This is a genomic window from Leptolyngbya sp. FACHB-671, assembly GCF_014695745.1.
In the GTDB taxonomy this organism is placed as follows: domain Bacteria; phylum Cyanobacteriota; class Cyanobacteriia; order Elainellales; family Elainellaceae; genus JAAUTN01.
In genome coordinates, this window is record NZ_JACJOV010000164.1 from 1 (window position 1) to 23310 (window position 23310).

The 23310-nt window shown below is 49.6% G+C and carries 25 protein-coding genes and 1 riboswitch; of the genes, 13 read left to right on the forward strand and 12 right to left on the reverse strand.

Annotated features, from left to right (window positions below; all coding sequences use genetic code 11):
- Positions 1-126: 126 nt before the first annotated feature.
- Positions 127-1602 carry an energy transducer TonB gene (locus tag H6F93_RS30770; protein ID WP_190689498.1) on the reverse strand — a complete coding sequence of 492 codons (1476 nt, stop codon included), beginning with the start codon at positions 1600-1602 and terminating at the stop codon, positions 127-129.
- Between the two features lie 366 nt (positions 1603-1968).
- On the opposite strand from H6F93_RS30770, the gene H6F93_RS30775 reads away from it, so the two are divergent.
- The 3 genes from H6F93_RS30775 to H6F93_RS30785 are packed head-to-tail and all read left to right on the forward strand — an operon-like array spanning position 1969 to position 4109.
- Positions 1969-2619, forward strand: a complete 651-nt coding sequence (locus tag H6F93_RS30775) for a MotA/TolQ/ExbB proton channel family protein (RefSeq protein ID WP_190689502.1) — start codon at positions 1969-1971, stop codon at positions 2617-2619.
- A 5-nt stretch (positions 2620-2624) separates the two neighbouring features.
- Positions 2625-3023: an ExbD/TolR family protein gene (locus H6F93_RS30780; protein WP_190689506.1), complete on the forward strand. Its 399-nt coding sequence runs from the start codon at positions 2625-2627 to the stop codon at positions 3021-3023.
- 57 nt (positions 3024-3080) lie between these two features.
- Entirely contained in the window at positions 3081-4109 is a 1029-nt protein-coding gene (locus H6F93_RS30785; RefSeq protein WP_190689509.1) for an iron chelate uptake ABC transporter family permease subunit, read from the forward strand.
- Positions 4110-4172: 63 nt separating this feature from the next.
- Here the strand turns inward: H6F93_RS30785 and H6F93_RS30790 are convergent, their stop codons facing one another.
- Together H6F93_RS30790 and H6F93_RS30795 are read right to left on the reverse strand one after the other, a co-directional pair.
- Positions 4173-4517: a DMT family protein gene (locus H6F93_RS30790; RefSeq protein WP_190642470.1), complete on the reverse strand. Its 345-nt coding sequence runs from the start codon at positions 4515-4517 to the stop codon at positions 4173-4175.
- A gap of 325 nt (positions 4518-4842) precedes the next feature.
- Complete coding sequence (locus H6F93_RS30795; RefSeq protein ID WP_190642469.1) at positions 4843-5271, reverse strand: EamA family transporter; 429 nt, start codon at positions 5269-5271, stop codon at positions 4843-4845.
- Between the two features lie 808 nt (positions 5272-6079).
- On the opposite strand from H6F93_RS30795, the gene H6F93_RS30800 reads away from it, so the two are divergent.
- Both H6F93_RS30800 and H6F93_RS30805 read left to right on the forward strand, forming a co-directional pair.
- Positions 6080-7126: an iron chelate uptake ABC transporter family permease subunit gene (locus tag H6F93_RS30800; protein WP_190642468.1), complete on the forward strand. Its 1047-nt coding sequence runs from the start codon at positions 6080-6082 to the stop codon at positions 7124-7126.
- A gap of 43 nt (positions 7127-7169) precedes the next feature.
- Positions 7170-8021: an ABC transporter ATP-binding protein gene (locus tag H6F93_RS30805; RefSeq protein ID WP_190689512.1), complete on the forward strand. Its 852-nt coding sequence runs from the start codon at positions 7170-7172 to the stop codon at positions 8019-8021.
- A gap of 27 nt (positions 8022-8048) precedes the next feature.
- Here the strand turns inward: H6F93_RS30805 and H6F93_RS30810 are convergent, their stop codons facing one another.
- Positions 8049-8936, reverse strand: coding sequence for a LysR family transcriptional regulator (locus H6F93_RS30810; RefSeq protein ID WP_190689515.1), 888 nt, complete (start codon positions 8934-8936; stop codon positions 8049-8051).
- Between the two features lie 130 nt (positions 8937-9066).
- Between H6F93_RS30810 and H6F93_RS30815 the strand changes: the two genes are divergently transcribed.
- A complete protein-coding gene (locus H6F93_RS30815) occupies positions 9067-9771 on the forward strand; it encodes a type 1 glutamine amidotransferase domain-containing protein (RefSeq protein WP_190642465.1) in 705 nt (234 codons plus the stop codon).
- A gap of 72 nt (positions 9772-9843) precedes the next feature.
- A riboswitch (Glutamine riboswitch) is annotated at positions 9844-9915 on the forward strand.
- A 33-nt stretch (positions 9916-9948) separates the two neighbouring features.
- Entirely contained in the window at positions 9949-10149 is a 201-nt protein-coding gene (locus H6F93_RS34385) for a DUF4278 domain-containing protein (RefSeq protein WP_242043710.1), read from the forward strand.
- Between the two features lie 88 nt (positions 10150-10237).
- On the opposite strand, the gene H6F93_RS30825 is transcribed toward H6F93_RS34385, so the two are convergent.
- Together H6F93_RS30825 and H6F93_RS30830 are read right to left on the reverse strand one after the other, a co-directional pair.
- Positions 10238-11530 carry an MFS transporter gene (locus H6F93_RS30825; protein ID WP_190689521.1) on the reverse strand — a complete coding sequence of 431 codons (1293 nt, stop codon included), beginning with the start codon at positions 11528-11530 and terminating at the stop codon, positions 10238-10240.
- A 127-nt stretch (positions 11531-11657) separates the two neighbouring features.
- Entirely contained in the window at positions 11658-12200 is a 543-nt protein-coding gene (locus H6F93_RS30830; protein ID WP_190689525.1) for a Uma2 family endonuclease, read from the reverse strand.
- Positions 12201-12379: 179 nt separating this feature from the next.
- Between H6F93_RS30830 and prfB the strand changes: the two genes are divergently transcribed.
- The 6 genes from prfB to H6F93_RS30860 all read left to right on the forward strand — a co-directional run bounded on the left by prfB (position 12380) and on the right by H6F93_RS30860 (position 17866).
- A protein-coding gene (gene prfB / locus H6F93_RS30835; protein WP_199314225.1) for a peptide chain release factor 2 occupies positions 12380-13505 on the forward strand; the annotation gives its coding sequence in 2 pieces (ribosomal slippage) (positions 12380-12454 and positions 12456-13505; 1125 coding nt in all).
- A gap of 1 nt (position 13506) precedes the next feature.
- Positions 13507-13764: a DUF3285 domain-containing protein gene (locus H6F93_RS30840; protein ID WP_190689528.1), complete on the forward strand. Its 258-nt coding sequence runs from the start codon at positions 13507-13509 to the stop codon at positions 13762-13764.
- A 16-nt stretch (positions 13765-13780) separates the two neighbouring features.
- Positions 13781-14317 carry an rRNA maturation RNase YbeY gene (gene ybeY, locus H6F93_RS30845; RefSeq protein WP_524538047.1) on the forward strand — a complete coding sequence of 179 codons (537 nt, stop codon included), beginning with the start codon at positions 13781-13783 and terminating at the stop codon, positions 14315-14317.
- A gap of 171 nt (positions 14318-14488) precedes the next feature.
- Positions 14489-14947: a diacylglycerol kinase family protein gene (locus H6F93_RS30850; RefSeq protein ID WP_190642460.1), complete on the forward strand. Its 459-nt coding sequence runs from the start codon at positions 14489-14491 to the stop codon at positions 14945-14947.
- 281 nt (positions 14948-15228) lie between these two features.
- Complete coding sequence (locus tag H6F93_RS30855; RefSeq protein ID WP_190689531.1) at positions 15229-15822, forward strand: anthranilate synthase component II; 594 nt, start codon at positions 15229-15231, stop codon at positions 15820-15822.
- A gap of 163 nt (positions 15823-15985) precedes the next feature.
- Positions 15986-17866, forward strand: coding sequence for a polysaccharide deacetylase family protein (locus H6F93_RS30860; RefSeq protein ID WP_242043711.1), 1881 nt, complete (start codon positions 15986-15988; stop codon positions 17864-17866).
- A 125-nt stretch (positions 17867-17991) separates the two neighbouring features.
- Here the strand turns inward: H6F93_RS30860 and H6F93_RS30865 are convergent, their stop codons facing one another.
- The 6 genes from H6F93_RS30865 to H6F93_RS30890 form a co-directional block, all read right to left on the reverse strand.
- Positions 17992-19194 (reverse strand): aspartate aminotransferase, encoded by a 1203-nt coding sequence (locus H6F93_RS30865; protein ID WP_190689534.1) that lies wholly within the window; start codon positions 19192-19194, stop codon positions 17992-17994.
- A complete protein-coding gene (locus tag H6F93_RS30870; RefSeq protein WP_190689537.1) occupies positions 19191-20408 on the reverse strand; it encodes an iron-containing alcohol dehydrogenase family protein in 1218 nt (405 codons plus the stop codon). The genes H6F93_RS30865 and H6F93_RS30870 overlap by 4 nt, the downstream gene beginning before the upstream one ends.
- 179 nt (positions 20409-20587) lie before the next feature.
- Positions 20588-21142 carry a Ycf51 family protein gene (locus H6F93_RS30875; protein ID WP_190642456.1) on the reverse strand — a complete coding sequence of 185 codons (555 nt, stop codon included), beginning with the start codon at positions 21140-21142 and terminating at the stop codon, positions 20588-20590.
- An 88-nt stretch (positions 21143-21230) separates the two neighbouring features.
- Entirely contained in the window at positions 21231-21701 is a 471-nt protein-coding gene (gene sufU / locus H6F93_RS30880) for a Fe-S cluster assembly sulfur transfer protein SufU (RefSeq protein ID WP_190689541.1), read from the reverse strand.
- A gap of 65 nt (positions 21702-21766) precedes the next feature.
- The gene (locus H6F93_RS30885) at positions 21767-22399 is read right to left on the reverse strand and encodes a YkgJ family cysteine cluster protein (RefSeq protein ID WP_190689544.1); all 633 of its coding nucleotides are present in this window, start codon (positions 22397-22399) and stop codon (positions 21767-21769) included.
- A 234-nt stretch (positions 22400-22633) separates the two neighbouring features.
- Positions 22634-23272, reverse strand: coding sequence for a universal stress protein (locus tag H6F93_RS30890; protein WP_347277384.1), 639 nt, complete (start codon positions 23270-23272; stop codon positions 22634-22636).
- Positions 23273-23310 lie beyond the last annotated feature (38 nt).

Consider the following 23310-nt stretch of genomic DNA (forward strand, 5'->3'; position numbering starts at 1 on the left):
GGGGACAGTGTATCTGGAGCAAGATTCATCAATGAACTCTTCGGAGTGAGTGCTTAAAACAATACGAATGAGACCAGTTCGTTTGTTACTTTAAAATCTTTGCGACACAACCTAATTCTCTGTCCACTATGGCTCTGAAGGAACTGGGGCAGGGTCAGGCGCAGGTGCAGGGTCAGGTTCTGGTGGGGGAGCAGGTACGGGGTCAGGCGCAGGTGCGGGTGGGGGAGCAGGTGCAGGGTCAGGTGCGGGTGCAGGTTCTGCAACTGGTTCTGCTGCTGGTTCTTCTATTGGTTCTGCTGTATCAGAATTATCTACTGGCTCAGGTTCTGGAGTTTCAGAAGGACTTGGTGTTGGTTCAGGACTGCTAGAAGATTCCGGTTCTGGGGTAGAAGGTTCCTCGGCTGAAGAAGGTTCCTCACCTGGAGAAGGTTCCGGCTCTGGGGATGGGCTGCTTGCCGATTCAGGGGTTGTAGTGGGATTCGTTTCAGCAGCCTCGGTAGGCTCTGGCTCTGGGTCGGAAACCGTGATACTGCGGCGATCGCCCCTTTCCTCTGCCCGTTGCGCCGCTTCAGAATTTGGCTGCACAAATTCAATATCCAGAGGGTAGCTTTCTCCCGCTCTAGTATTGCTCAATCGGACTCGCCGTCGTGCTTGTTCTATAGCGGCGCGGTCAAGTTCGGCATTGCCACTAGAGCGGGAGAGTGTTACCGAGACAACTCTTCCCTGGTCGTCAGTTTCAACCACTACCTGGGCCGATCCTTCTGCCCCGTCAGCACTCTCTGGATAGTCAAACTCACAGCCTTGGCAACTAACCTCACGAGAGCCGCCACTTCGACGGGAGCGATCGCTCTCTCCAGAACCCGTTCCCGAACCAGTGCCTGAGCCAGTGCCCGAGCCTGTTCCTGAGCCAGTGCCCGAGCCTGTTCCCGAGCCTATTCCAGTGCCCGAGCCCGTTCCTCGACCAGGACCAACTGCCGTAGTTGAGGAGCCATCACCTCCCCCAAAAATATTTCCAAGCGGGTTACCCGTATTAGATCCGCTATTTGCAGTTCGTCTTGCCTGCTCACGAGCCTGCCGCAAATCTCCCAGGAGGTTACTCAGGTCGCGTGGCTCGGTTGCTTCAGCAACGTTCTCAGCCTGTTCGGTTTCATCCTGTTCAACGACTGGGTCTTCTAGTTCCTCTTCAACGGGTTCTTCTTCAACGGGTTCTTCAATATCTTCAGCGATTGGCGTAGGGGTAGGTTCTGGTTCCTCTTCAGCAGTGGGCTCCTCAGGCGGAATTGCAGAGGCTGGAGGGGCTTCTAGGATCGTTGCGGCTCCTGCGCCACCGCCGCCGCCACCAGACGCTGCGAATTCTGACTCAGCGATCGCTTCACTCTGCTCTTCTAACGGAATTGTCTCTACGACTTCTTCCTCGGCAGGCTCGGTCACAACAATAGTGATTTCTTCTTGTGCTGCCTGAGCTGGTTTCCAGAAATTATCGACTTTCAGGAACAGTCCAATCACATGCAGAGTGAGTGACCCCGCAAGACTATAAACGATGAATCGCTTGAGAGTCTTTTCCTGTTGTTCACGCTGTTGAGCAACGGTATTTGATGCCATCCATCCTACCCGCGAATAGTGATTGCAAAGTTAGCGATTGCAAAATCTATTGCAAATCATTACTATCTGATTTGCCCATCCTAAAATTCAACTGCAACGCTGTCAATCAGTTTATTTGAGTTAGCCTACTTTTCGCTTCAGGTTTCAAACCCCGCTCTAACGGGAGATCCTGGTCTCTCAATCAGCTTCAGCAATGGCATTGAACGAAATTTATCTCGAAACAATTATTTCTATATTGCCAGTGCTTGACATTGAGTATCGCAGGATTTACTCTTCTTTTGAGAAGAGTTGTCAATAACGATTTCAACTGCTCTCAGGTTAATTAGCTAACTCACAAAGTTGGCTCTATTGCTGTGTGAACACAAAATGCTAATTGTTGAACTGTTTATTGCAGGTGGCATCGTCATGTATCCCTTGCTGGGATTCTCGATTGTGGCGGTCGCCCTCATCCTGGAACGTCTTGTTTTCTGGTTTCGAGTAAATCGTCGCCAACGACGAATAGCGCGGGACGTGCTGCGAACTTACCAGCATGATTTTGACGCAGCATTGTTAAAGCTTAAGCACAATTCAGATTTGCCCATTGCCAGAATTTTTCTGGAAGCTTTAGAAGTCGATCACTTTCCTCCCCATGCTTTTCGTCTCACCCTAGAAGGGGCAACGCAAGCTGAACTGCCGATGCTCCGGCGATTCAACTCTATTTTTGACATGATTATTACTGCAGCCCCTCTGTTAGGGTTGTTAGGCACCGTTCTAGGGTTAATTCAATCCTTTGCTGCTTTGGATCTCGGGGGTGGAGGTAGTGAGAGCGCCCTACAAGTAACGGGAGGCATTAGTGAGGCATTAGTGTCCACGGCATCAGGGTTAATTGTGGCTTTATTTGCCTTGTTCTTCGCCAGTTTGTTTCAAGGATTCTATCGCCGACAGGTTGCTGCGATCCAAGAGTTTGGCAGCCAGCTTGAAGTTTTGCATCTAAGCCGCCATGAAGGATTTAGCGCTGTGTCGAAAGTGATGAATTGATTGCCATGAATATTCCTGAAGAGCCCGATGATCTTCCTATCATCAACATCGTGCCGATGATTGATGTGGTTTTTGCCATCCTGACATTTTTTATCATGTCGTCGTTGTTCCTAACGAAGTCTGAAGGACTGCCGGTTAATCTGCCGCAAGCGCAAACAGCCGAATCTCAACAAGAGAGCAAGATTACGGTAACGGTTGATGATAAGGGAGATGTGTTTCTCGATCGCCAACCTATCCAAGTTGAAGAGTTAGCAGAGCAAGTCGAAACACTGGTTGGCAACCAAGAGCGATTAGTCGTGATCAACGCTGACGAAAAGGTTGAGCATGGTCAGGTGATTGCTGTAATGGATCAATTGCGATCGGTAGAAGGTGTGCAATTAGGGATCTCGACTCGTCGTCCCTGATAAACATTATGGCTGAACTGGTTGCATCAAACTCATCACTCCTAGCTATTACTTGACGTGGCTTCAGCACCTTTAGCAACTGTCTCTAAAAAGCGATCGCCTATTCTACAAGTCGTAGGTTTGGGTGTAAGTATTCTATTACTGTTTGTTTGTCTCCTCTTAAGCATCACGTTTGGAGCAGCAGATATTAATCTGAGCACCGTTTGGCAAGCCTTGACTGCATTTGATGGTTCAACCAATCATCTCATTATCACAACACTGAGATTGCCACGCGCTCTAATTGCACTGCTGGTTGGCGCAGCACTGGCAGTAGCCGGAGCGCTCATGCAAGGTTTGACGCGAAACCCACTAGCAGAACCAAGAATTTTAGGAATCAGTGCTGGGGCAGCTCTTGCAGTTGTTGCAGCGACTTTTCTTATCGGGACTACATCCATTGAGACCTATACCTGGTTTGCTTTTACGGGAGCAGCGATCGCCGCAGTCGCAGTTTACAGCTTAGGGTCGGCAGGGAGGGGCGGACTGTCTCCCCTCAAACTTGTTCTAGCAGGCGCAGTGCTCGACTATCTTTTATCTGCTTTAATGACTGGAATTCTGATCCTCGATCGACGCACTTTGGATGAAGTGCGCTTTTGGCTAGCCGGATCGGTCGCTGGACGTGACTTCAATGTCCTGCTGCAAGTTCTCCCCTATGTTTCAATCGGTTTAATCATTGCCTTTAGTTTGGGTAAACAAATTACTACTCTGACGTTAGGCGAGGATGTTGCTAGAGGGTTAGGGCTTAACACAGCATGGGTAAAGGCGATCGCCATCATCACGGTTGTTTTGCTGGCTGGTAGCGCGGTTGCTCTAGCCGGGCCAATCGGATTCGTAGGTTTAGTGATTCCTCATATCGTTCGCTTTTGGGTGGGTGTCGATTACCGTTGGATATTACCGTATGCAGCAGTATGGGGTGCCGTTTTATTACTAATCGCAGATCTGGTGGCTCGTCTCATCATTAAGCCCCAAGAATTGCCAGTAGGAATTATGATGGCTCTCCTCGGTGCACCATTTTTTATCTATTTAGCGCGATCGCAAGCAAAGCGATAAGCCAAATGATTCTCTTCAAAATCGAATACACAAAACTTCAGCAGCGGATTTGTCTCCAACTCACTAGTTCTGTGGCTTTTCACTGAAAATTAAATAGGCGGCACCTGCAAGCAGCATTGCTGCCAAAAAATAGTTGCGGGTTACAGGCACTTTCATATAACTCACACTAAACCCGGCAAACACAAGCATCGTAATTACTTCCTGCAATACTTTAAGCTGAGGCAGGCTGAAACATTGAATGCCTGCACGGTTAGCAGGAACCTGAAAGCAGTATTCAAAAAAGGCGATCGCCCAGCTTGAAGCGATCGCAATCCACAGGGGAGCCGTTTTCAGATCCTTTAAGTGACCGTACCAGGCAAATGTCATAAAAACATTGGAAATGAGCAAAAGAATTACAGGCTTAAGCATAGAGAGAAGAGAGATATTGATAAGAACAGCACTTTAGAGATTCGCATTTCCTCCTGATACTTAGCAACCTGCTAGGAATGGCAAGTTCTATCTCAACAGCGCTACAGGAGATATCCCTTGGAAACAATTTCGGCATTACTGAATCCAGGTATGATTCACGGGTATCGATTCCATCTGTGGGGGCGTTTCGCGAAACGCCCCCAGACAATTCATATATCAAATCAGCAATGCCGCAATTTCCAGAGGTATTGCAGTCAACCAGTATTGTAGAAGTTCCAGCCAGTGGATGAGATATAGCGCTGACCCGTTACACAATCAGCACTCGTTACACAACCAGCACTAATGTTCCTGCCAGTACCAACAGGGTTCCGACAATGATCTTCAGCGTCAATGGCTCACCCAAAAATAGAACAGACAGCAATAGCACCAAAATTAATCCAGACTTATCTACTGGCGCGACTAAAGAAGCATTGCCAAGCTGTAGCGCTCTGAAGTAGCAAAGCCACGATAGCCCGGTTGCTGCTCCAGATAACACCAGAAATAGCAAAGTTTTGGATGAGATCGTGAACAACCCTTGGAACTGACCGTTTGCCCAGACAATTCCCCAGGCGATCGCCAAAATCACAACTGTGCGGATTGCAGTTGCTAAGTTGGAGTTAATGTTTTCAACTCCAATTTTGGCGAAAATCGTAGTTAGTGCTGCAAAAAAGGCGGAAAGTAAAGCAAAAACCCACCACGCCGTTTCATTCCCCATTACTGTTTAGCCTTATTTCTTGTAGCTGCTCTTTATAATAGTTCTCTCAACACATAACTATCCGCTTTTGTGTTTATTGCACTATGGCAACCCGATCGCTGATATTGCAGAATCTTGCGGTTACCTGAGAAACATCGTCTCCCTTTGACAACACCTAGGCGGTCGGGTCGGGAGCAAAATTAGCATTCTGATCAATTCGTTGAGGCAACCGTTCTCGGCGGACGAAGGATAAATCAGGTAAACGGTTAGTTTCTTGCAGCATTTCCATGCAAAGCCTGGAAATGCTGCTTCAGTTAGCTTCTTGGTGCGTTACGCTGTTGCCAACACACTTTACAGAGATGCATACTCTTTTGTAACCAGATCAATCGTTATTCTTGATTACTTCAGAAATTAACGACGACAGCGATCGCTCACATAAGTTTTTAGTTGAACTTAATTGAAACTCATTCTTAATAGATCCAGAAATCGCTCTGCCCGATACTTGTGCAGATAACTAAAGACCGGGCATTGCACAAGTTGAGAATGATTGGGAAATTTCTAACATCCGGGTCGCCCCCTGTAGGGGCACGGCATTGCTGTGCCCTCAACGAAAATCGTTCGTCAAATCTGCAGCGCCAAAGACTAAAATCTTACATCGGTCTCATCTATTACCCGATCACCCGCCCTAGAATCAATTCCGGGCTAATCGCTAAAGACAGTTAAAACTGACTAAAACATTCAACTTGATTGAAAAGTAATGCATCTGAGAATCATTTGCAACAGCTTCCATGCAGTAGTACGATAGGAAAGCCTTTCTAAACATTGATTTGTGACTAGAAACTGGTTGACCATTCGTCTCTACCACTTTCCTCTCTCCTTTCAGCTCGATCGGCGGGTGCCTTGGCTGTTGCTGGCTCTGGCGATCGCTGCTTTGGCTGTGCTGGTCGTTAGCGTCGGCTATGGAGAGTATCCTATCTCGCCAATTGATGTGATCAGAACCATATTGGGATGGCAGACAGACAATTCTGACTATGGTTTTGTAATCAACACGCTCCGATTACCGCGAATCGTAGCTGCATTTCTGGTCGGAATAGGACTGGCGATCGCTGGAACCATCCTGCAAGGACTGACGCGCAACCCCTTAGCGGCTCCTGAGATTGTGGGCGTGGAAGCTGGGGCAGGGCTAGCAGCTGTTTCTCTGATTGTGCTATTCCCATCAATTCCAACCCTCTTCTTACCGATTGCTGCTTTTACAGGAGCATTAATCGCTGCCTTACTGGTGTATTGGCTGTCCTGGAATGGTGGGAGTTCACCAATTCGATTGATTTTAGTTGGTGTAGGAATCGGGGCGATCGCTTCTGCGCTCACTAGTTTGATGATTACCTTTGGCAATATTTATGATGTCAGTCAGGCGTTAGTATGGTTAGCCGGAAGCGTATATGGACGCACCTGGGAGCACATTCAGGCATTGCTACCCTGGCTACTCATATTTGTTCCTCTGTCATTTCTAAGTGCCCGTGAGTTAAACACGCTGAATTTAGGAGATGATGTGGCACGAGGCTTAGGCAGTCGTGTGGAATGGCAACGCGGTTTTTTGTTAATCACCAGTGTTGCTTTAGCCGGGGCCAGTGTTGCGACAGCAGGCACCATCGGCTTTGTCGGACTGATATCCCCCCATTTAGCCCGTCAGCTAGTCGGTACATCCCATGAAGGACTGCTGCCAACGGCGGCTTTAGTGGGTGGTTTGATTGTGGCACTGGCAGATTTGCTGGGGCGATCGCTGTTTGCCCCGATTGAGATCCCCTGTGGTGTGATTACGGCTGCCGTAGGTGCGCCCTACTTTTTGTATTTGCTCTATCGCGATCGCAATCAATAGTGCCATAAATCTAGTATTTCTCTCACCCTCAAAACTGCAACGCATGAACTCCAATCTGTCTCTTGAACCTGCCCTATCAGCCCGTAAACTGTCGTTGGCTTACGACAAAACCCTAATTGTTAATCATTTAAACCTGGCAATTTCCGCAGGTAAAATCACGGCTCTGGTTGGTCCCAATGGCTGTGGTAAATCAACTTTACTCAAGGGTTTAGCCCGATTGCTTAAGCCTCAGAGCGGAACGGTGTATCTAGATGGAGTCGCGATCTCGAAGGGATATCCGCAAGGGGTCGCCAAACATTCCACCAAAGAAATTGCAAAACGATTAGGAATGCTGCCTCAGAGTCCAGTCGCTCCCGAAGGGCTGACGGTGCGAGAACTGGTGGCACAGGGACGCTATCCTCATCAGAGTTGGTTGCAGCAGTGGTCGCGGGAAGACGAGCAGTTCACAGAACAGGCATTGGCAATTACGGGAATTGCAGAACTGGGCGATCGCCCTTTGGATAGCCTTTCGGGTGGGCAGCGGCAACGTGCCTGGATTGCAATGGCGCTAGCCCAAAACACAGAAATCTTGTTATTAGATGAACCCACAACATTTCTGGATCTAGCGCATCAAATCGAGGTGTTGGACTTGTTGTATGACTTGAACCAGACGCAGGGACGCACCATCGTCATGGTATTGCATGACTTAAATCAAGCCTGCCGTTATGCGGATGAGCTGATCGTGATGCGACAGGGACACCTTTACGCCCAAGGAACTCCCAATCTAGTGATGACCGAAACAATGGTCGCAGAGGTTTTTGGGATAGAGAGTCAAATTGTGCCTGATCCTATGACCGGGACACCAATGTGTGTACCTGTGAGCCGAAAAGCACGCGCTTCAATTGGCAGAAAATAACTTTCTTGAAGGGAATAGCACTCCACTTCAACGCTGCACTCCCATCAAATCTAGAAGTAACGTCACCTGTTGTGATTGTCGCTCTGACTTGCGATAGGCTAGCCAGATTGAGTTTGTCACCGCTTTGACTGGTTTGAGGATCAGGGTTAAATGCTGGTTATCAATCCAATCTGCACATAAATAATCAGGTAACACGCTGCAGCCAAGTCCCTGAGCGATCGCCCCTCGAATGCTGCGTAAATCAGGAATCACTAACTGCGGGTTCACATCCAGCCGCCGACCAAAAATGACCCGCCAAAACCGCCGAATAATGGGCAGCTCTTCACTGTATGCAATCCAGAATTGCGTCCTGAGCCATTGTTCCAGAGCCATTAAATCTGCCTGTATCACATCCTGAGACAGCGGAATCGTCATACCCGGTGGTCCGACTAACCAAAAGTTCTCTTCAAACAAAAGCTGATATTCCAATTCTGGTTTTGGAACTTTTTGAGTGGCGATCGCACAGTCAATTTGATTCGCCAACAGTTGCTCAATTAGGTCTTGCACCAATCCAAATTGAATAGCAAATAGAGTCTCATTCTGTTTTGGCAAACGAGACAACACATACTCACTAAAAAACTCCATCGGCGTTCCTAGGCGAATCAACAGCGGCGCATCGGCCGAAGCTGTCTTGGTTGGAATTGCTTCTAACGTTTCGATCGCGGTAACGACACGAGTATACAGTCGCTTTCCTGACTCAGTCGGCAACATACGTCGCGGCATTCGTTGAAATAACGGTGTACCTAAAGTTGACTCCAGGGCTGCCACATGTTGACTCACTGCTGGCTGCGTCAGGTGTAAAACTTCAGCTGCACCCGATACCGTTCCTACCCGATACACTGCTACAAAGCTGCGATACCACTCCAGGTTAACCATAAATCTAATTATAGATATGCCCAATAATCATTATTTGTATTTTAGATAGGTTGCTTTTAGGATGGAAATTGTCAGGCAAAGAAACATTCAAAGAGTTGCTGACCATCCCTATTTCATTGGAGTCCACACCATGTCTCAGAAAGTTCTAATTGTTCTGACTAGCCACGACACCCTCGGTAACACAGGTCAAGAAACTGGGTTTTATTTACCAGAGGTTAGCCATCCCGTAGATGTATTCGATCGGGAAGGTTTGACGGTTGAGTATGTCAGCCCCAAAGGTGGAAAAGCCCCAATGACTGGCATTGATCTCAATGACCCACTCAACGCTGCATTTCTCGACAGTCCTGAAAAAATGGCGCAAGTGGAGAACACTCTGAATCCCACTCAGGTGAATCCATCAGAGTATGCTGCTATCTTCTACGCAGGTGGCCACGGAACCATGTGGGATTTCCCTGAAGATGCCAAACTCGCTCAAATTGCGACAAGCATCTATGAGCAGGGTGGTGTAGTGGGTGCGGTTTGCCACGGTCCCGCCGGACTGGTCAATATTCAACTCTCAGACGGCAGCTATTTAGTGAATGGAAAAGTTGTATCAGGCTTCACCAATGAAGAAGAAGAAGCCGTTGGTTTAACTGAAGTGGTGCCATTTCTATTAGAAGAAAAGCTAACCGAGCGGGGTGCAACAGTTGAGAAAGCACCAAATTTCCAAGCAAAAACGGTAGTCAGTGGTCGCCTCGTAACAGGGCAAAATCCAGCTTCAGCAGCAGGAGTAGCTGAAGCGATAGTTACCCTTTTGCAGCAGTCTTCTCAGCCAGTAGCTTCCACTTCTGCATAAGCGAACTCCAGTAGATCACCCGGTTGGAGGATGAATAAGATGGACGGCTCCGATACATTAATAAGTATAGAAATCGTTCATCTTCAAATCACTTCATTCGAGTTTGAAGACGGAAGTAAGGGTTTACTCCTGAAGGAACGCGCCTCCACCCACCGCTACACAAAAGAGGCGAAACACATGCAACTAGTTTATCGTGGCGTTCGTTACAACGCAGCTTCTACACACGTTGATGTTGTTGATGTACCTGTCACTGGACAATATAGAGGTTCAGTCATCAAGTTTCATTATCCGGCAAAACTACCTGCTGTTAAGCAAATACTGCATCTCATCTATCGCGGCGTTGCCTTTGATGAGGTGATTACAACTCCAACCGCGTAAAACAAGTTCAAGTTTGAGAAATCAAGCGATTATTGAGGGATTAATGACGTTCTGACCTAGCCATAGCGCTAGGTCTTTTTATAGTTTCCTAGGAACTGCTAGAGGGTGTAGCTTCCTGAGCAGGCTCACTGCTGGTTAACTGCGATCGCAATAGCAACAAGAACAAACCCGAAATGACAGAAGTGAGAACTAGAGCTAACCAAAAGTTGGTGCCTAACCAAACAGGATGATCCAAAGCCCATCCACCCAAGATAGGACCTACCAAATAACCGATCGCCCAGCACTGAGACTCCAGAGCAAAGTAGATACCCCGCAATGTCACAGGAGCCAATTCTCCTACCAAAGCCGATGCTGAAGGTGCATAGAGTACCTCTGCGATCGCAATGCAGGCAAGGGACAGCAAGATTAGTATCAGTGGATTGAGGGTTCCTAGCCCCACCAGCCATATCAAGAAAAATCCGGCAGCCCACAACACGAGCGACCCGAACAAAATTGGGACATAAGGAACTGACCGCAGCCAGCGGGTCACCGGTAATTGCAGCACAATTTTCAGCAGGGCGTGCCAAACAAAGAAATAGCTGATGAATGCTTCAGAAAAGCCCGTCTCGGTATTGCCCCAGGGCACAAAGTTTGCCAGATACAAAGGCAGCGTGCTGCTCAGTTGAGCCGCATAGGTGGTGAAGAACACATTGGCAGCAAGATAGGTGAGCAAACGGCGATCGCGCAACGCCTGACCCCAGCTTTGCAGCACATTGAGAGAAGCTGTGTGAGGCTGACGAGTTTCAGCAATCGTCCAGGCGACCACTCCGCCAAACACCAGGTAGGCTAATCCTTTGCAGATGAAGAGTGCTCCATAACTCCCTTCCATTGCCAGATATTGTCCTGCTAACAATGCCCCCAATCCCAGCCCAAGATTGTCTGCTAGCCGAGTGAGGGCGATCGCTTCAGTGCGATGTTCGTCCGGAGTCAGGTCTGTCGTGATAGAGAGAGTCGCAGGCCAGTAGAGGCTAATGCCTAAGCCCAGCAGCAGGTTCCCTACGACCAGCAGGGGAAAGGTACTGGCAAAGGCTAAAGAAAAGCTACCTAGTGCAGCAATGACCGCTGCAATCAGCAAAGTGCCTCGCCGCCCCAATCCCTCAGAATCAATTGCATTACCCGCCCAAAATCGCCCTAAAGTACCGGAAATACCTCCGCTTCCTAGCGCCAGTCCAACCTGGGTGGGGGAGAAGCCTAACGTGTTGACGAAATAGATGGAGGTGTAGACCAGGGTAAAGCCATGCCCAATGAACAGCAGCAGTTGACCTGCTGCCAAAAGCCAAACTTCCCGCTTTAGGTCTGGTAGCCAGTCCAACAGGGTCTTAACTGGGTGAAGTAGCTTCATCTATTCCACGAATACGATATCTAGCAGGATAATACCGTTCTACAAAAGGGCGATCGCATTTAAATAATCGTGCGTCCGTAAGCAGAAATTTCACTGGTGTTCGCCTGTTTATCTGAGGAGGGTTATCTCATGACACTAACCTTTTGACAGACACTAAAACGTTCTCAAAAGATAGTGGTGCAATTACTCCTTCACCCATAGTGAATTCTTCGACATAACGACCTGCTTGAGGATTCCTGAATACAATCACCTGCTTAGTGGATAAATCTAAAACCCAGTATTCTAAAATCTCAGCCATTGCATAAATCGCAGACTTAATCTCTAAATCCTTCTTCAAACTCGTCTGAGCAACTTCTACAACCCAAAAGATATCTGGAGGAGCAGGGTGGCGATCGCGGTAAGTTGATTCTGGAAGCCGAACAATTGCAATGTCCGGTTCGGGTTCTGAGTCAGGCAAGGTAATCGGGCCATTGAAGCGAACATCCGCTTTACCTGAGAGCAATTCCTCTAAATATTTTGCGCCTCGTTTGGCTGTGGTGTAGTGAATCGGAGTTTCTGGACTCATCTCAACGATTTCGCCTGCTAACAATTCCACATGGCGGCCTTGCAAAATACCCGCTTCGACCATGCGGTGATAGTCATCAATAGACCACTTAGCTAATGTTTTCATCGCAGAATCGCTTACATTTTGGCGGTGAGTCTGATCTGATTCTATAGTTCCTGGCTGAAAAGCACTTCAATTAGCCTTTAGCAACCAGGAACTGAGGGACAAGAGACAACTTATGCGTCTGTGATAAAATAGTCTCTAAACAACACAGCGAAAGGATTTCGCTATTTCCTAGGGATCTTATGATAGAGGCTTTAGATATTAAGCGGAACGTAGAAGTGTTATCTGAGCGCCTGGGTAAAACCCAGGACTATCTTTGACGTTCCGGCTCTGACTGCAAAGATTCAGGACTTAGAGCAAATTGCTGCCCAACCCGAATTTTGGGATGACCAGACGCAAGCGCAAAAGACTCTACAGGAATTAAACGACCTCAAGTCGCATCTCCAGCAGCTACAGGACTGGCAATCCGCCCTGGACGACACAAAAGCTGTTTTGGAATTGCTAGAGCTAGAGGCAGACGAAGCTTTGCTGCAAGAGGCTCAGCACAACGTGACGCATTTGAGCCAGGAGCTAGATCAGTGGGAACTTCAGCAATTGCTGGCTGGACCCTATGACCAGCGAGGCGCGGTCTTGACGATCAATGCGGGTGCTGGCGGCACCGACGCTCAAGATTGGGCCGAGATGCTGCTGCGAATGTACACCCGCTGGGCTGAGAAGCATGGCTATAAGGCTCATCTGGCTGAACTGTCTGAGGGAGACGAAGCTGGGCTCAAGTCTGTGACGCTGGAAGTCGAGGGGCGATATGCCTACGGCTACCTGAAGGTGGAAAAGGGAACTCACCGTCTGGTGAGGATTTCGCCCTTCAATGCTAACGACAAGCGGCAAACCAGTTTTGCCGGAGTAGAGGTGATGCCAATTATCGACAGTTCTGTACACCTGGACATTCCTGAGAAGGATCTGGAGATTACAACTTCTCGTGCGGGTGGCAAAGGTGGTCAGAACGTCAACAAGGTAGAAACGGCAGTGCGAATCGTTCACCTACCGACCGGAATTGCGGTGCGCTGTACCCAGGAGCGATCGCAGCTTCAAAATAAAGAAAAGGCAATGGCTATTCTCAAAGCCAAGCTGCTGATCATTGCTCAGGAGCAACGCGCGAAAGAGATTGCCGACATTCGTGGGGACATGGTCGAAGCCGCTTGGGGTAATCAGATTCGCAACTATGTCTTCCATCCCTACCAGATGGTGAAAGACTTGCGGACGGGCACTGAGACGGCAGCGATCGCCGATGTCATGGACGGCGACCTTGACCCATTCATCGAAGCCTGTTTGCGTCAGGAAAATCAAATGTTGCAGGAAAGTACGGTGTAATATGAGCGATTCCCCTTCCATTCCAGAATCTCAGGTTGCTTCAGCCCCAGCAGAGGCAGAAACGCCCACTGTGCAGCCTGCTGAAGCTGCAACCCAGCCTACCGAACCCGCAGTCCAGCCTACCGAACCCAAACCTAGCTACGTCAAGCTAGCCATGCGAAACATGGTTAGGAAGCGGGGCACATCTCTGTTTCACTTTGCCTTGACGACAGTGGGGTTGATAGTTGTGCTGGTGGGTTTGTCCTACCTGACTCGCTAGGAGGCTTGATTTCATCGTGAAATTAGCCAATCAACCTGTGCAGGTAGAAATCAGCATCCAGGATGTTTTTTTTGAACCTGAGCCAGCTTCAGAATCGCCGATCTCGGATGAAACTTGGCAGGACTGGTTTAGTCGCTGGCTAGAGCATTTGCAGCCAGATCTGGCAGCTACAGGCGTTTACGAACTGTGTCTGCGGCTGACCGACGATGCCGAAATTCAGTCCCTCAATGCCCAATATCGCCAGAAAGATCAGCCGACAGACGTGCTGGCGTTTGCAGCATTGGAAGTAGAAACTCCCCGGTTTGAACACCAGGCAAAAATGCCGCTGTATTTGGGAGATATTGTAATCTCGGTTGAGACGGCGCGATCGCAAGCTCAACAAGAGGGACATTCCTTGCAGCAAGAGTTAGCCTGGTTGTCAGCGCACGGGCTGCTTCACCTGCTCGGTTGGGATCATCCAGATAATGACAGCTTAAGGGACATGCTGGTTCAGCAAGAAACTTTGCTGCAATCGGTGGGGCTGAGTACTCAATATCTAGCAGAAAAATCTTGACCTAGACTGAGTAAGCTGTAACATAAGGTCACTCAGGGTCTGTTTGGAACCAATTGGCACAGGACAGTGCAGAATCTTACAGCGCAGTCTTGCATAGGGTCTAAAATTGAGCAGATCTGCTTTGATTACAGATCTGCCCTGGCCGCTCTCGTTCCCTTAATTTTTCTGCCTATGTCCCAAGAATTATCGACAGAGACACCACCTCATGCTCCTAAGCTGGTTAAGCCAAATCGCGAACTCTCTTGGCGGATTGCGTCTAGCCTGGTGGTCAGCTTTAAGTATGCTTGGGCAGGGCTAAGCTATGCGTTTCAAACGCAGCGCAACTTTCGGATTCACCTCGTCGTGGGGCTAGTGGCGATCGCCCTCAGCATCTTCCTCGATCTCAGCGCCGTTGAAATCGCCATTATTGGGCTAACGACTGGGGCTGTCCTGACGATGGAATTGCTCAATACGGCGATCGAATCTGTGGTTGACCTGACCGTCAAGCAAAACTATCACGATCTAGCCAGAATCGCCAAAGACTGCGCTGCCGGAGCTGTTCTGGTTTCTGCAATGGCATCGCTGCTGGTTGCAGGTTCTTTGTTGCTGCCGCCTCTGATAGCGTTAATTCAAACCACTTTGGCACGATAGGTAACACTGTTGTATTTAGGAGGAGTAGCAATACTCACCCTAAATACGACTAGTCTATTCTTGGTAACAGCACGTCAAGATTAGAACGTAGATTGCGCTGCGCTTCACCCAACCCACCCAACTACAGGCAGTAGCCCCGCAGGTTGGGTGGAGCAGAGCGCAACCCAACACTTTAAACTTGCTTGCAGACTCACTTCGCTACTACGGTGCTGTAAATTTCTCTAAAGCAGATATCAGCAGAAATTTTTAATCCTGTTTAAATTATTCATCATCGACTCACTATGATTCTCGTTATCGATAATTACGACAGTTTTACATACAACCTGGTGCAATACCTGGGTGAATTGGGAGCTGAGTTGCCCATCGCAGCGGATATTCAGGTTTATCGCAACGACCAAATTAGCCTGGAGCAGATCCGGCAATTGCAGCCTGACGCGATCGTGATTTCCCCTGGTCCAGGTCGCCCCGAAGATGCCGGAATTTCTCCCGCCTTAATTAAAGAATTGGGAACTGAAACCCCCATTCTGGGCGTATGTCTGGGGCATCAAGGAATCGGTCAAGTGTTTGGCGGCAAGATTACCTCCGCTCCAGAACTTATGCACGGCAAAACCTCCCCTGTGCAGCACAAAGGTGTGGGGGTGTTCAAAGGGTTAGCCAATCCATTTACGGCAACTCGCTATCACAGTTTAGTGATTGATGCCCAAACCTGTCCTGATGAGTTGGAGGTGACAGCCTGGGTAGAGGACGGCACAATTATGGGCGTACGTCACCGAGACTATCCCCACATTCAAGGCGTACAGTTTCATCCAGAGAGCATTCTTACGGATTCTGGGAAACAGTTATTGAAGAATTTTTTGCTGGAAGTTGAGAATTAGGGTGTACCTTGAAAGACCATAATTCCTATCCCGAATCTGCTGTATTCTGACGTAAGTTCTATAAAGTTTCTAATTTCTTGGGTTAGTGTCACCTACAAAACCTGAGAAAGTTGAAAAAATCGGTTAAACCTAACAACGATACCCGTAGATCTTTAAGACTCGTATGATGCCGATTGATCGGGATTCTCTGTTGCGCCGCTGCAAAACGATTAAGTTCCTGAACCGCAGCCTGATCCTTAGCCTTGCAGTCATTTTGACTCCTCTGGGGTTTTCGTCTAATGCTGCTACTCTTTCGCAGGGGGCGATTACCCCAAAGGGGGAACTGCTTCGTACTGCTCAACTCCCCAGTACAAGCCTGGATGACGAAGCCCTTGAAGATGAAACCAAACTATTGCCTGAGCAAGCTTGTTCCCTGCAACCTAACCGCTCTGCCCTGCAAATTAGTGACCTGACTCAAAACCTAATGCAGGCTGCAACCTGGATGGAGGAGCCAGAAAGCGGTTTGGGCGCAATCTTGCAGAGCTTTGGACCTCAGTTAGCCGCACAACTGACCCCTGCGGCTTGGCCTGAAATTCATCAGCGTGCCCGGTTAGCCAGAGTACCGATCCTGATGTATCACGACATTCTGCCTGAAAAAGAGGTATTTTTTGATGTCACCCCAGAGGAATTTCGAGAACATCTGGAATTAATCAAAGAGAATGGGCTAACGCCTGTCAGTATGGATCAACTGGTGGCACATCTGCGAACGGGTTTGCCGTTGCCCGAAAAGCCCGTTTTGCTGACCTTTGATGACGGCTACAAGGGTCACTACGACTACGTTCTGCCGCTGCTGAGAGAATACGGCTATCCCGGTTTATTTTCCGTCTATACGCATAAAGTTAGCCGCGACTACGGCAGACCCGGACTAACCTGGGAGCAGCTAAAGGAAATGGCAGCAGATCCGCTAGTGACGATCTCCGCCCATAGCGTTATGCACCCACCCGACCTGCGCGACCTGTCAGATGAGACGTTGACCCAGGAAGTTGTCGAGTCTCGCCGGATTCTACAGGAACAGTTGGGCATCCCGATCCGCTATTTCACTTACCCCGAAGGCAAGTACGATGCGCGAGTTGCTGGGGAAGTTCGCAAAGCCGGATTTGAAGCGGCTTTGACCATGAACGATGAAGAAAATCTGATGGCAGGAGAGTCCACCAATCTGCTGACCATCGACCGGATCGGACAATCGCAAATTGAAGAGGTGATTGCTGATGCCTGGGGTGGACCTTCACCTCGAAGATGGGGAACCGCGTTTGACTTTGCCGCTCCCATCCAGGTGAACGAAGTCACTTACGACGATGTGCCGCTGATTCTCATTTCTGGCGGCAAGCCTGTCACCATTCATGCCGATAGCCGCTATCAGGTTGAGGAAATTATTGCCGACAGCGAAGTTGCTGCTGCTGTAGATGGAGGCTTCTTCTCACTCAAATATCTCGACTCAAACGTGATGGTCGGTCCCGTCCTGAGCCAGAGCGTAGGCGTTTTCGTTCCCGGAAACGCGAGTGAGAATCCGCTGCTAAACGGGCGACCGCTAGTGCTAATCAGTTCAACCCAGGTACGTTTCGTTCCCTTTGACGCGGACAAACATAACACTCTGGAAGGCATTCAGGCTGAAATGGCGGATGTCACCGATGCCTTTGTGGCAGCGGCGTGGTTGGTCAAAGACGGTGAGCCTCAGCCTGCCAGTACTTTTGGTAGCCTGTTTGATTTTGATGCCAGACGACACCGAGCTTTTTGGGGAATCAGCCAGGATGGACAACCTGTAATTGGGGTGTCCACTTCTTACGTCGATTCCATCTCGCTGGGCGAAATGCTGCACCAGTCAGGGCTTCAGGATGCGGTCATGCTCGACTCTGGAGCAAGCACTTCTCTGGCTTATCGGGGCGAGTCATTAGTGGGCTATACGCCCCGCCCTGTACCTCATGTGGTTGGGTTAGTACCACCTGAGTCTGATTCTCAAGCGAATGCGGGCTGTACGGTTGCGTCTAATACCAATTCCCAAGATTAGGTCTACAGATGGAAGGGCACCCGTTCTACGGAGTGCCCTTTCATTTAGAGGAACGTTATAAATAAAATTTCAGGGGTGGCAAGCTCAACCTACCACCCCTGAAATCAAATCTTGAATCAAAGATTTTACGAAATTACAGCTTCAGGCTGATAGCGGATGTTTGCCTGGTGGAATCGCTGGAGTGCGTCCTGGAGGCGATCGCACTCTGCAATCAAGCTAATCCGCACATAGCCTTCGCCGCCTGCGCCAAACGCATTGCCGGGAGTAACTACAACTCCAGTTTGCTGTAGCACCGAGAGGGCAAAGTCAGTAGAGCCAACTCCCGGTGGGCAGGGCACCCAGAGATACATCGTGGCTCTGGTTTTGGGCACTGTCCAGCCCAGCTTTGCCAAACCGTCAATCAAAAAGTCGCGACGGGTGCGGTAGCGGGCCTGCACTTCATGCAGGTAAACATCTGGTAGTTGCAGCGCAGTTTCAGCAGCCGACTGGAGCGCTGCAAAAATGCCGTAATCCAGGTTGGTTTTTAAGGTTCGCAAACCCTGAATCACATGGCGATTGCCGACGACAAAGCCGACCCGCCAACCTGCCATGTTGTAGGTTTTGGAGAGCGTGTGAAACTCCACGCCAATTTCTTTGGCACCGGGAATTTCCAGCAGACTGGTAGGGTGAAAGCCATCAAATGCCAGTTCTGCGTAGCACAGGTCGTGAACTAGCAGAATTTCGTGTTTGCGAGCAAACTTGACGATGTCTTGGAAAAATTCACGGGGAGCGGTTGCTGCGGTGGGGTTGCTGGGATAGTTGAAATACAGGATTTTCGCCTGTTCTGCCACTGAGTCTGGAATCGATCCCAGGTCAATCAGCCAATCCTGTTCTGGCTTCAGAATGATGCTGTGAATTTTGCCCCCCGCAATTAGCGGACCGCGAAAGTGAGCCGGATAGGAAGGACTGGGTACTAAAACCAAGTCACCTGGATTGACATAGGCGATCGCCAAATGCGTCAGTCCTTCTTTAGAACCTAGCAGCGGCAACGCTTCACCATCGGGATCAAGCTCAACTCCGTAGCGGCGACCATACCAATCAGTAATGGCGCGACGGAAGCTGGCAGTTCCCTCAAAGGGCGGATAACCGTGGTTTGCCGGATTTTGCAGAGCGGCGATCGCGGCATCCACGACGGGTTGCGGCGTTGGTCCATCTGGGTTGCCCATTCCCAGGTCAATCAAATCTAGTCCCTGCTCACGGGCACGGGCTTTCAGTTCATCTAACCGCGCAAAGACATAGGGCGGCAGAGCACTGAGGCGATCAGCGGGGGTAATCCAGTCTAAGCTCATGCCTGCACCTCATTAGAAGAATGAGCTATATTGGACAGCGCTTGCCTGGTCGAAGTTCCATCTGGCTCTGAAATTCTGAATCCCTGACAGGGCGCTGTTGTAGATACCATTGCTGCCATCAGGTGAGCAGGCGTAACCTCAAAGGGCAACCGATGAATATCAGACCCGACTGAACAGGCAACTTCTGCGGCACGTTGCAGATTTGCCAGCGTCACCTCCGCTAAGCCTAAATCAGACAAGCTCTGAGGCAAACCAATTTCTGCATAAAACTTGAGCAACTGTTGGCGCGCCGTTGCGGCTAGCTGATTGCCTTGCACCATTTCCTCCAGGCGAAGCTGCACCAAAATGCCGTAAGCAACCTTCTCTCCGTGCAGCGTACCGTGACTTTCAAGCAAATGAGTTAAACCATTGTGAACGGCATGAGCCGCTACCGTGCGGCATTGAGCGCCACCCAATCCACCAATCACTCCAGCCAGCAGCACCGTTGCATCCACCACTTCTCGCCAAGCCGCGCTGCCCGGAGCTTGAAGTGCCACCGCCGATTTTTGAAATAGAATGTCGCGCAAAACACGCGCCTGCTGCACTGCCCCAATCACTAAAGTTTGGTCAGAGTGTCCGCTGCTCACCGATGCCTCGTACCATTTCGCCAGGGCATCCCCAATCCCAGCAATTAGGGTGCGGTTGGAAGCAGTCTGGAGTAGCCGATAGTCCAGCAGCAGCAGATCAGGGCAGCGAGCCAGACTGACATCATAAAGAAACGCACCCTGGTCAGAGTAGACGTTTGACAGCGCAGTCCAAGCAGCACAGGTCGCCGCAGAAGTAGGGATCGTTACAATTGGCAGATCGAGCTGATAGGCTAGCAGCTTGGCTGCATCCAGCGCCTTGCCGCCGCCCACCCCGATGATCAGATCTGCGTCATGGTCGGTTGCTGCTTGCCGCAATGCCGCTAAGCTTGCCTCACTGCAATCTGCTCCGTAAGAAGCTTGAGCTGCTGCTAGCCGCTGCTCTAGAACAGGTTGAAGAAAGGGCTGTACGGCGGCTAGGGTGCGATCGCCCCCCACTAAAAGCGGTCTTTTCCCCAAACGGGCGATCGCTTCTCCCGATTGGGCCAGTGCGTCCTGCCCTCGGATTACCGTAGCAGGAGCCAAATTTAGCGTAAACAGCGGAGCAGAACTCGCAACATCCGAACTTTGAGACAAGGATGAATGGGTCATAAGGCAAAGCAACCATCACCATCAGCGGCGAAAGGCAAAAATTTAGTAAGAATCACTTTATACCAATTTTCATAAAGCTGTATAGAACAGTGGGGATTAGGGGTTGGGGGTAGAGGAGTTTGCTGTTGTTCACTCCTAGTTCCCTCGCTCCCCTTACTCCCACTTGCATCAGGAAGTCCTTACATATTGGACATACTGGCTGGCTCCACTTCAGAAGGTACTTCGGGCGGGGGAAGCTGGGCGAAGTTTTCGGGGTAGAGTTTGATTTCCATTTGCTCATCGTCGCGGATAAAGAGCGATCGCCTAATTTGCCCTAAGTACAACGGTTGGGAAATTCCTGGTTGGGGATGTAGTACTGTCCGCGCCCGAATGGTTAGCTTGTCATCGCCTCGACTGAGACGACCGGGAGAAAACAGATTGCTGGCTGCTTGCTGCAAAGTGGCAGTTAGTTCTGTTTCTGTAATGGTTTGAGGCACCACGATCACCACCCGATCAGCGCCAGAGTCATAAATGGTGGAGTACCGCACCGCACCTGGAATCACCGTGCGGGTAAAGGGAAATAATCCCAGCCCAAACAGCCCTACTGTCAGCACCACCAGCAAACCTGTCGCACCAACCAGCCGAAACCGGATGCCCCATTTGAATAAAAAGCCAAGCAGGGCGATCGCTCCAAATACCAGGGTTGCGATCCCCGCCCATTGAGCAAATTGAAAAAAGTCAACGTTGGTTGGCATGTTTTCTGTAATTCTTGATGGCACTTCAACTTAATATCTTGAAGATTATGGAACAATGGTACCCAACCTTCAAAACAGAATTTTAATCTTACTCGTTGCTGATAAACCCAGCAGGCTGAACGTCCTTCGCTAGTTCCAAAGCTGCCTTGACCGTATGCCAAGACAGGTTGGCACACTTGATTCGCACTGGAAACTGAGCAACGCCCTGCATCACGTTAAGCTTTCGCAACTCCGAAGGAAATTCTGCCTCGCCCTTCATCATTGCCTGAAACTTTTGCACCATTTCCAGAGCTTCGGCAGTAGTTTTGCCCCGCAATGCATCAGCCATCAGATCAACCGATGCCATCGCGATCGCACAGCCTTCTCCCTCAAACTTTACGTCTTGAATCTGGTCTTCTGCGTCATTCAGTTGCAGGGTTAGCTCAATCGTGTCGCCACAGGAAGGGTTGTGTCCTTTCTGGTAGCGATCGACTGGATCAGTTTTGCCCCGGTTGCGAGGCTTTTTATAGCGCTCTAGAATGACCTGCTGATAAAGATCGCGCAGATTGTCCAATGACATAGCTATTCATCAAGAAACATACTCATTCTTCTTGATCCTAGCAGGGACGTGGAATTGACGCGGGACTAACTGCTTTGCTGAACCGAATCGGTGTCCGATCGCTCAACTTGTTCTTCCATCTGCAAACGCAGCCCAACCCACCTCAAAGCAACGTTGAGAGCCTGATTGAGCGGCATTCGCTCAGCACTCAAATGGGGAGCGAGGTGGGCAATTTGTTGGGACACAGCAAAACTAGGAGCAGGCAAACCATTGGCGATCGCCTTCTGAATGGTCGTCACAGCTTCTGGAACATCTGCTTTGTGGCGCATACAGGCAGCAAAACTGGGCTGTCCCTCTCGATCTGCCACCGTTGCATAGCCAAATAACCTGCAAATAGACGGTCGCCAAAGGTAAACCTGACAGCGTCCATTTCCGGGTACGTCCGAATCAGGCTCGTAAAAGAGGCAGGCATTCGTTTCATTCACCTCAGCCGACTTCTCCAGCCATTTCGCTGCTTCACCTTGCCGAAATAGCTCCACTGCCAGCGGCACCATCTCTAGAGGGGTAGCTTCTACATGAGGGTTTTCGCAGCAGCGACCACAACCCGTCGGACAGTGAAGCTGAGTAGCAATCTGAAATTCGCGGGTCTGCTGATCAATCTGTTTATACAGATCTATGACTTGTTTAGAGATCTCGTCTATCGCTGTTTTCTTTGCCATACTTCCTGCAACACAGCTGCAATACAGACTAGTTCTCGGAATCCTGATTTGTGGCTTCCTTGTGACTTCCTTCAAAGAAGCTACCTCGTCTTGCAGTTTCCTAAAATTTTCAAGAATGGGAGATTTGAATCTTTTAGAATTCTCAGAACGGGTAAGGTGTAGGGGCGATTCGTGAACTGCCCCTACAGAGATTTGTAGTTTATCCAAGTGGAAATTGCTGTAAAAAATGTGTAGCTACAAATCTAGATTGACGATCGCCGGAATTCCTAAAACTGCGCAGGGAAACCTTTTGGACCACTGCGAAATTAGAGGATGGCGAACAGAACGGCAACCCAAAACGAGGACATCGGCAGATTCGGCGATCGCCACCTGCTTTAACTCCTCAGCGCAATTTCCAATCCGCAAGTGAGTATTTAGCGACCCGCGCCATTCCTCAGCTAGGCACCGAGCCTGCCAAAGAATCCGGTCTGCTTGCTCAAATGGAGTTTCAGGACGGGTCAACGTTGCAGTGCTAGAACGCTCTGTTCTAGAAGCGTGCAGCAATTGTCTCCCACCATTTCCTTTAGAGTTCGATCGAGTTGTTTTGGTTAGGGTTGCAACCTCATCAACCACATAAACCACATGCACTGTTACTTGCTTTTGGGTCGCCAAACGAGTTTGGTGCGCCATCCAAAAAGTCAGATCTAGAGCCGTTTGGCTGCAAGGAGAACCCGTGTAGCCAACCATCAGATTAATCGACTCTTGGGCTAGCTCCTGCGACTGAAAATTAGCTGACGCAGACACTTCTGGCTCTGGTAACAGCAGCATTTGCTCGACCAGGTTGCGTTGACCTAGCGTACCTTGCAGACGAGCTAACATCGGTTTGATTTTCACAGCTTTGACCTCTCCACGAAGTGAACTAGAAATGAGAG

What these genes read in the sequence shown, in the direction of transcription:
- H6F93_RS30770 (WP_190689498.1), bottom strand. Translation starts at nt 1,602, where the DNA reads ATGGCATCAAATACCGTTGCTCAACAGCGTGAACAACAGGAAAAGACT.
- H6F93_RS30775 (WP_190689502.1), top strand. Translation starts at nt 1,969, where the DNA reads ATGCTAATTGTTGAACTGTTTATTGCAGGTGGCATCGTCATGTATCCC.
- H6F93_RS30780 (WP_190689506.1), top strand. Translation starts at nt 2,625, where the DNA reads ATGAATATTCCTGAAGAGCCCGATGATCTTCCTATCATCAACATCGTG.
- H6F93_RS30790 (WP_190642470.1), bottom strand. Translation starts at nt 4,517, where the DNA reads ATGCTTAAGCCTGTAATTCTTTTGCTCATTTCCAATGTTTTTATGACA.
- H6F93_RS30795 (WP_190642469.1), bottom strand. Translation starts at nt 5,271, where the DNA reads ATGGGGAATGAAACGGCGTGGTGGGTTTTTGCTTTACTTTCCGCCTTT.
- H6F93_RS30805 (WP_190689512.1), top strand. Translation starts at nt 7,170, where the DNA reads ATGAACTCCAATCTGTCTCTTGAACCTGCCCTATCAGCCCGTAAACTG.
- H6F93_RS30810 (WP_190689515.1), bottom strand. Translation starts at nt 8,936, where the DNA reads ATGGTTAACCTGGAGTGGTATCGCAGCTTTGTAGCAGTGTATCGGGTA.
- H6F93_RS30815 (WP_190642465.1), top strand. Translation starts at nt 9,067, where the DNA reads ATGTCTCAGAAAGTTCTAATTGTTCTGACTAGCCACGACACCCTCGGT.
- H6F93_RS34385 (WP_242043710.1), top strand. Translation starts at nt 9,949, where the DNA reads ATGCAACTAGTTTATCGTGGCGTTCGTTACAACGCAGCTTCTACACAC.
- H6F93_RS30825 (WP_190689521.1), bottom strand. Translation starts at nt 11,530, where the DNA reads ATGAAGCTACTTCACCCAGTTAAGACCCTGTTGGACTGGCTACCAGAC.
- H6F93_RS30830 (WP_190689525.1), bottom strand. Translation starts at nt 12,200, where the DNA reads ATGAAAACATTAGCTAAGTGGTCTATTGATGACTATCACCGCATGGTC.
- H6F93_RS30840 (WP_190689528.1), top strand. Translation starts at nt 13,507, where the DNA reads ATGAGCGATTCCCCTTCCATTCCAGAATCTCAGGTTGCTTCAGCCCCA.
- H6F93_RS30850 (WP_190642460.1), top strand. Translation starts at nt 14,489, where the DNA reads ATGTCCCAAGAATTATCGACAGAGACACCACCTCATGCTCCTAAGCTG.
- H6F93_RS30855 (WP_190689531.1), top strand. Translation starts at nt 15,229, where the DNA reads ATGATTCTCGTTATCGATAATTACGACAGTTTTACATACAACCTGGTG.
- H6F93_RS30860 (WP_242043711.1), top strand. Translation starts at nt 15,986, where the DNA reads ATGATGCCGATTGATCGGGATTCTCTGTTGCGCCGCTGCAAAACGATT.
- H6F93_RS30865 (WP_190689534.1), bottom strand. Translation starts at nt 19,194, where the DNA reads ATGAGCTTAGACTGGATTACCCCCGCTGATCGCCTCAGTGCTCTGCCG.
- H6F93_RS30870 (WP_190689537.1), bottom strand. Translation starts at nt 20,408, where the DNA reads ATGACCCATTCATCCTTGTCTCAAAGTTCGGATGTTGCGAGTTCTGCT.
- H6F93_RS30875 (WP_190642456.1), bottom strand. Translation starts at nt 21,142, where the DNA reads ATGCCAACCAACGTTGACTTTTTTCAATTTGCTCAATGGGCGGGGATC.
- sufU (WP_190689541.1), bottom strand. Translation starts at nt 21,701, where the DNA reads ATGTCATTGGACAATCTGCGCGATCTTTATCAGCAGGTCATTCTAGAG.
- H6F93_RS30885 (WP_190689544.1), bottom strand. Translation starts at nt 22,399, where the DNA reads ATGGCAAAGAAAACAGCGATAGACGAGATCTCTAAACAAGTCATAGAT.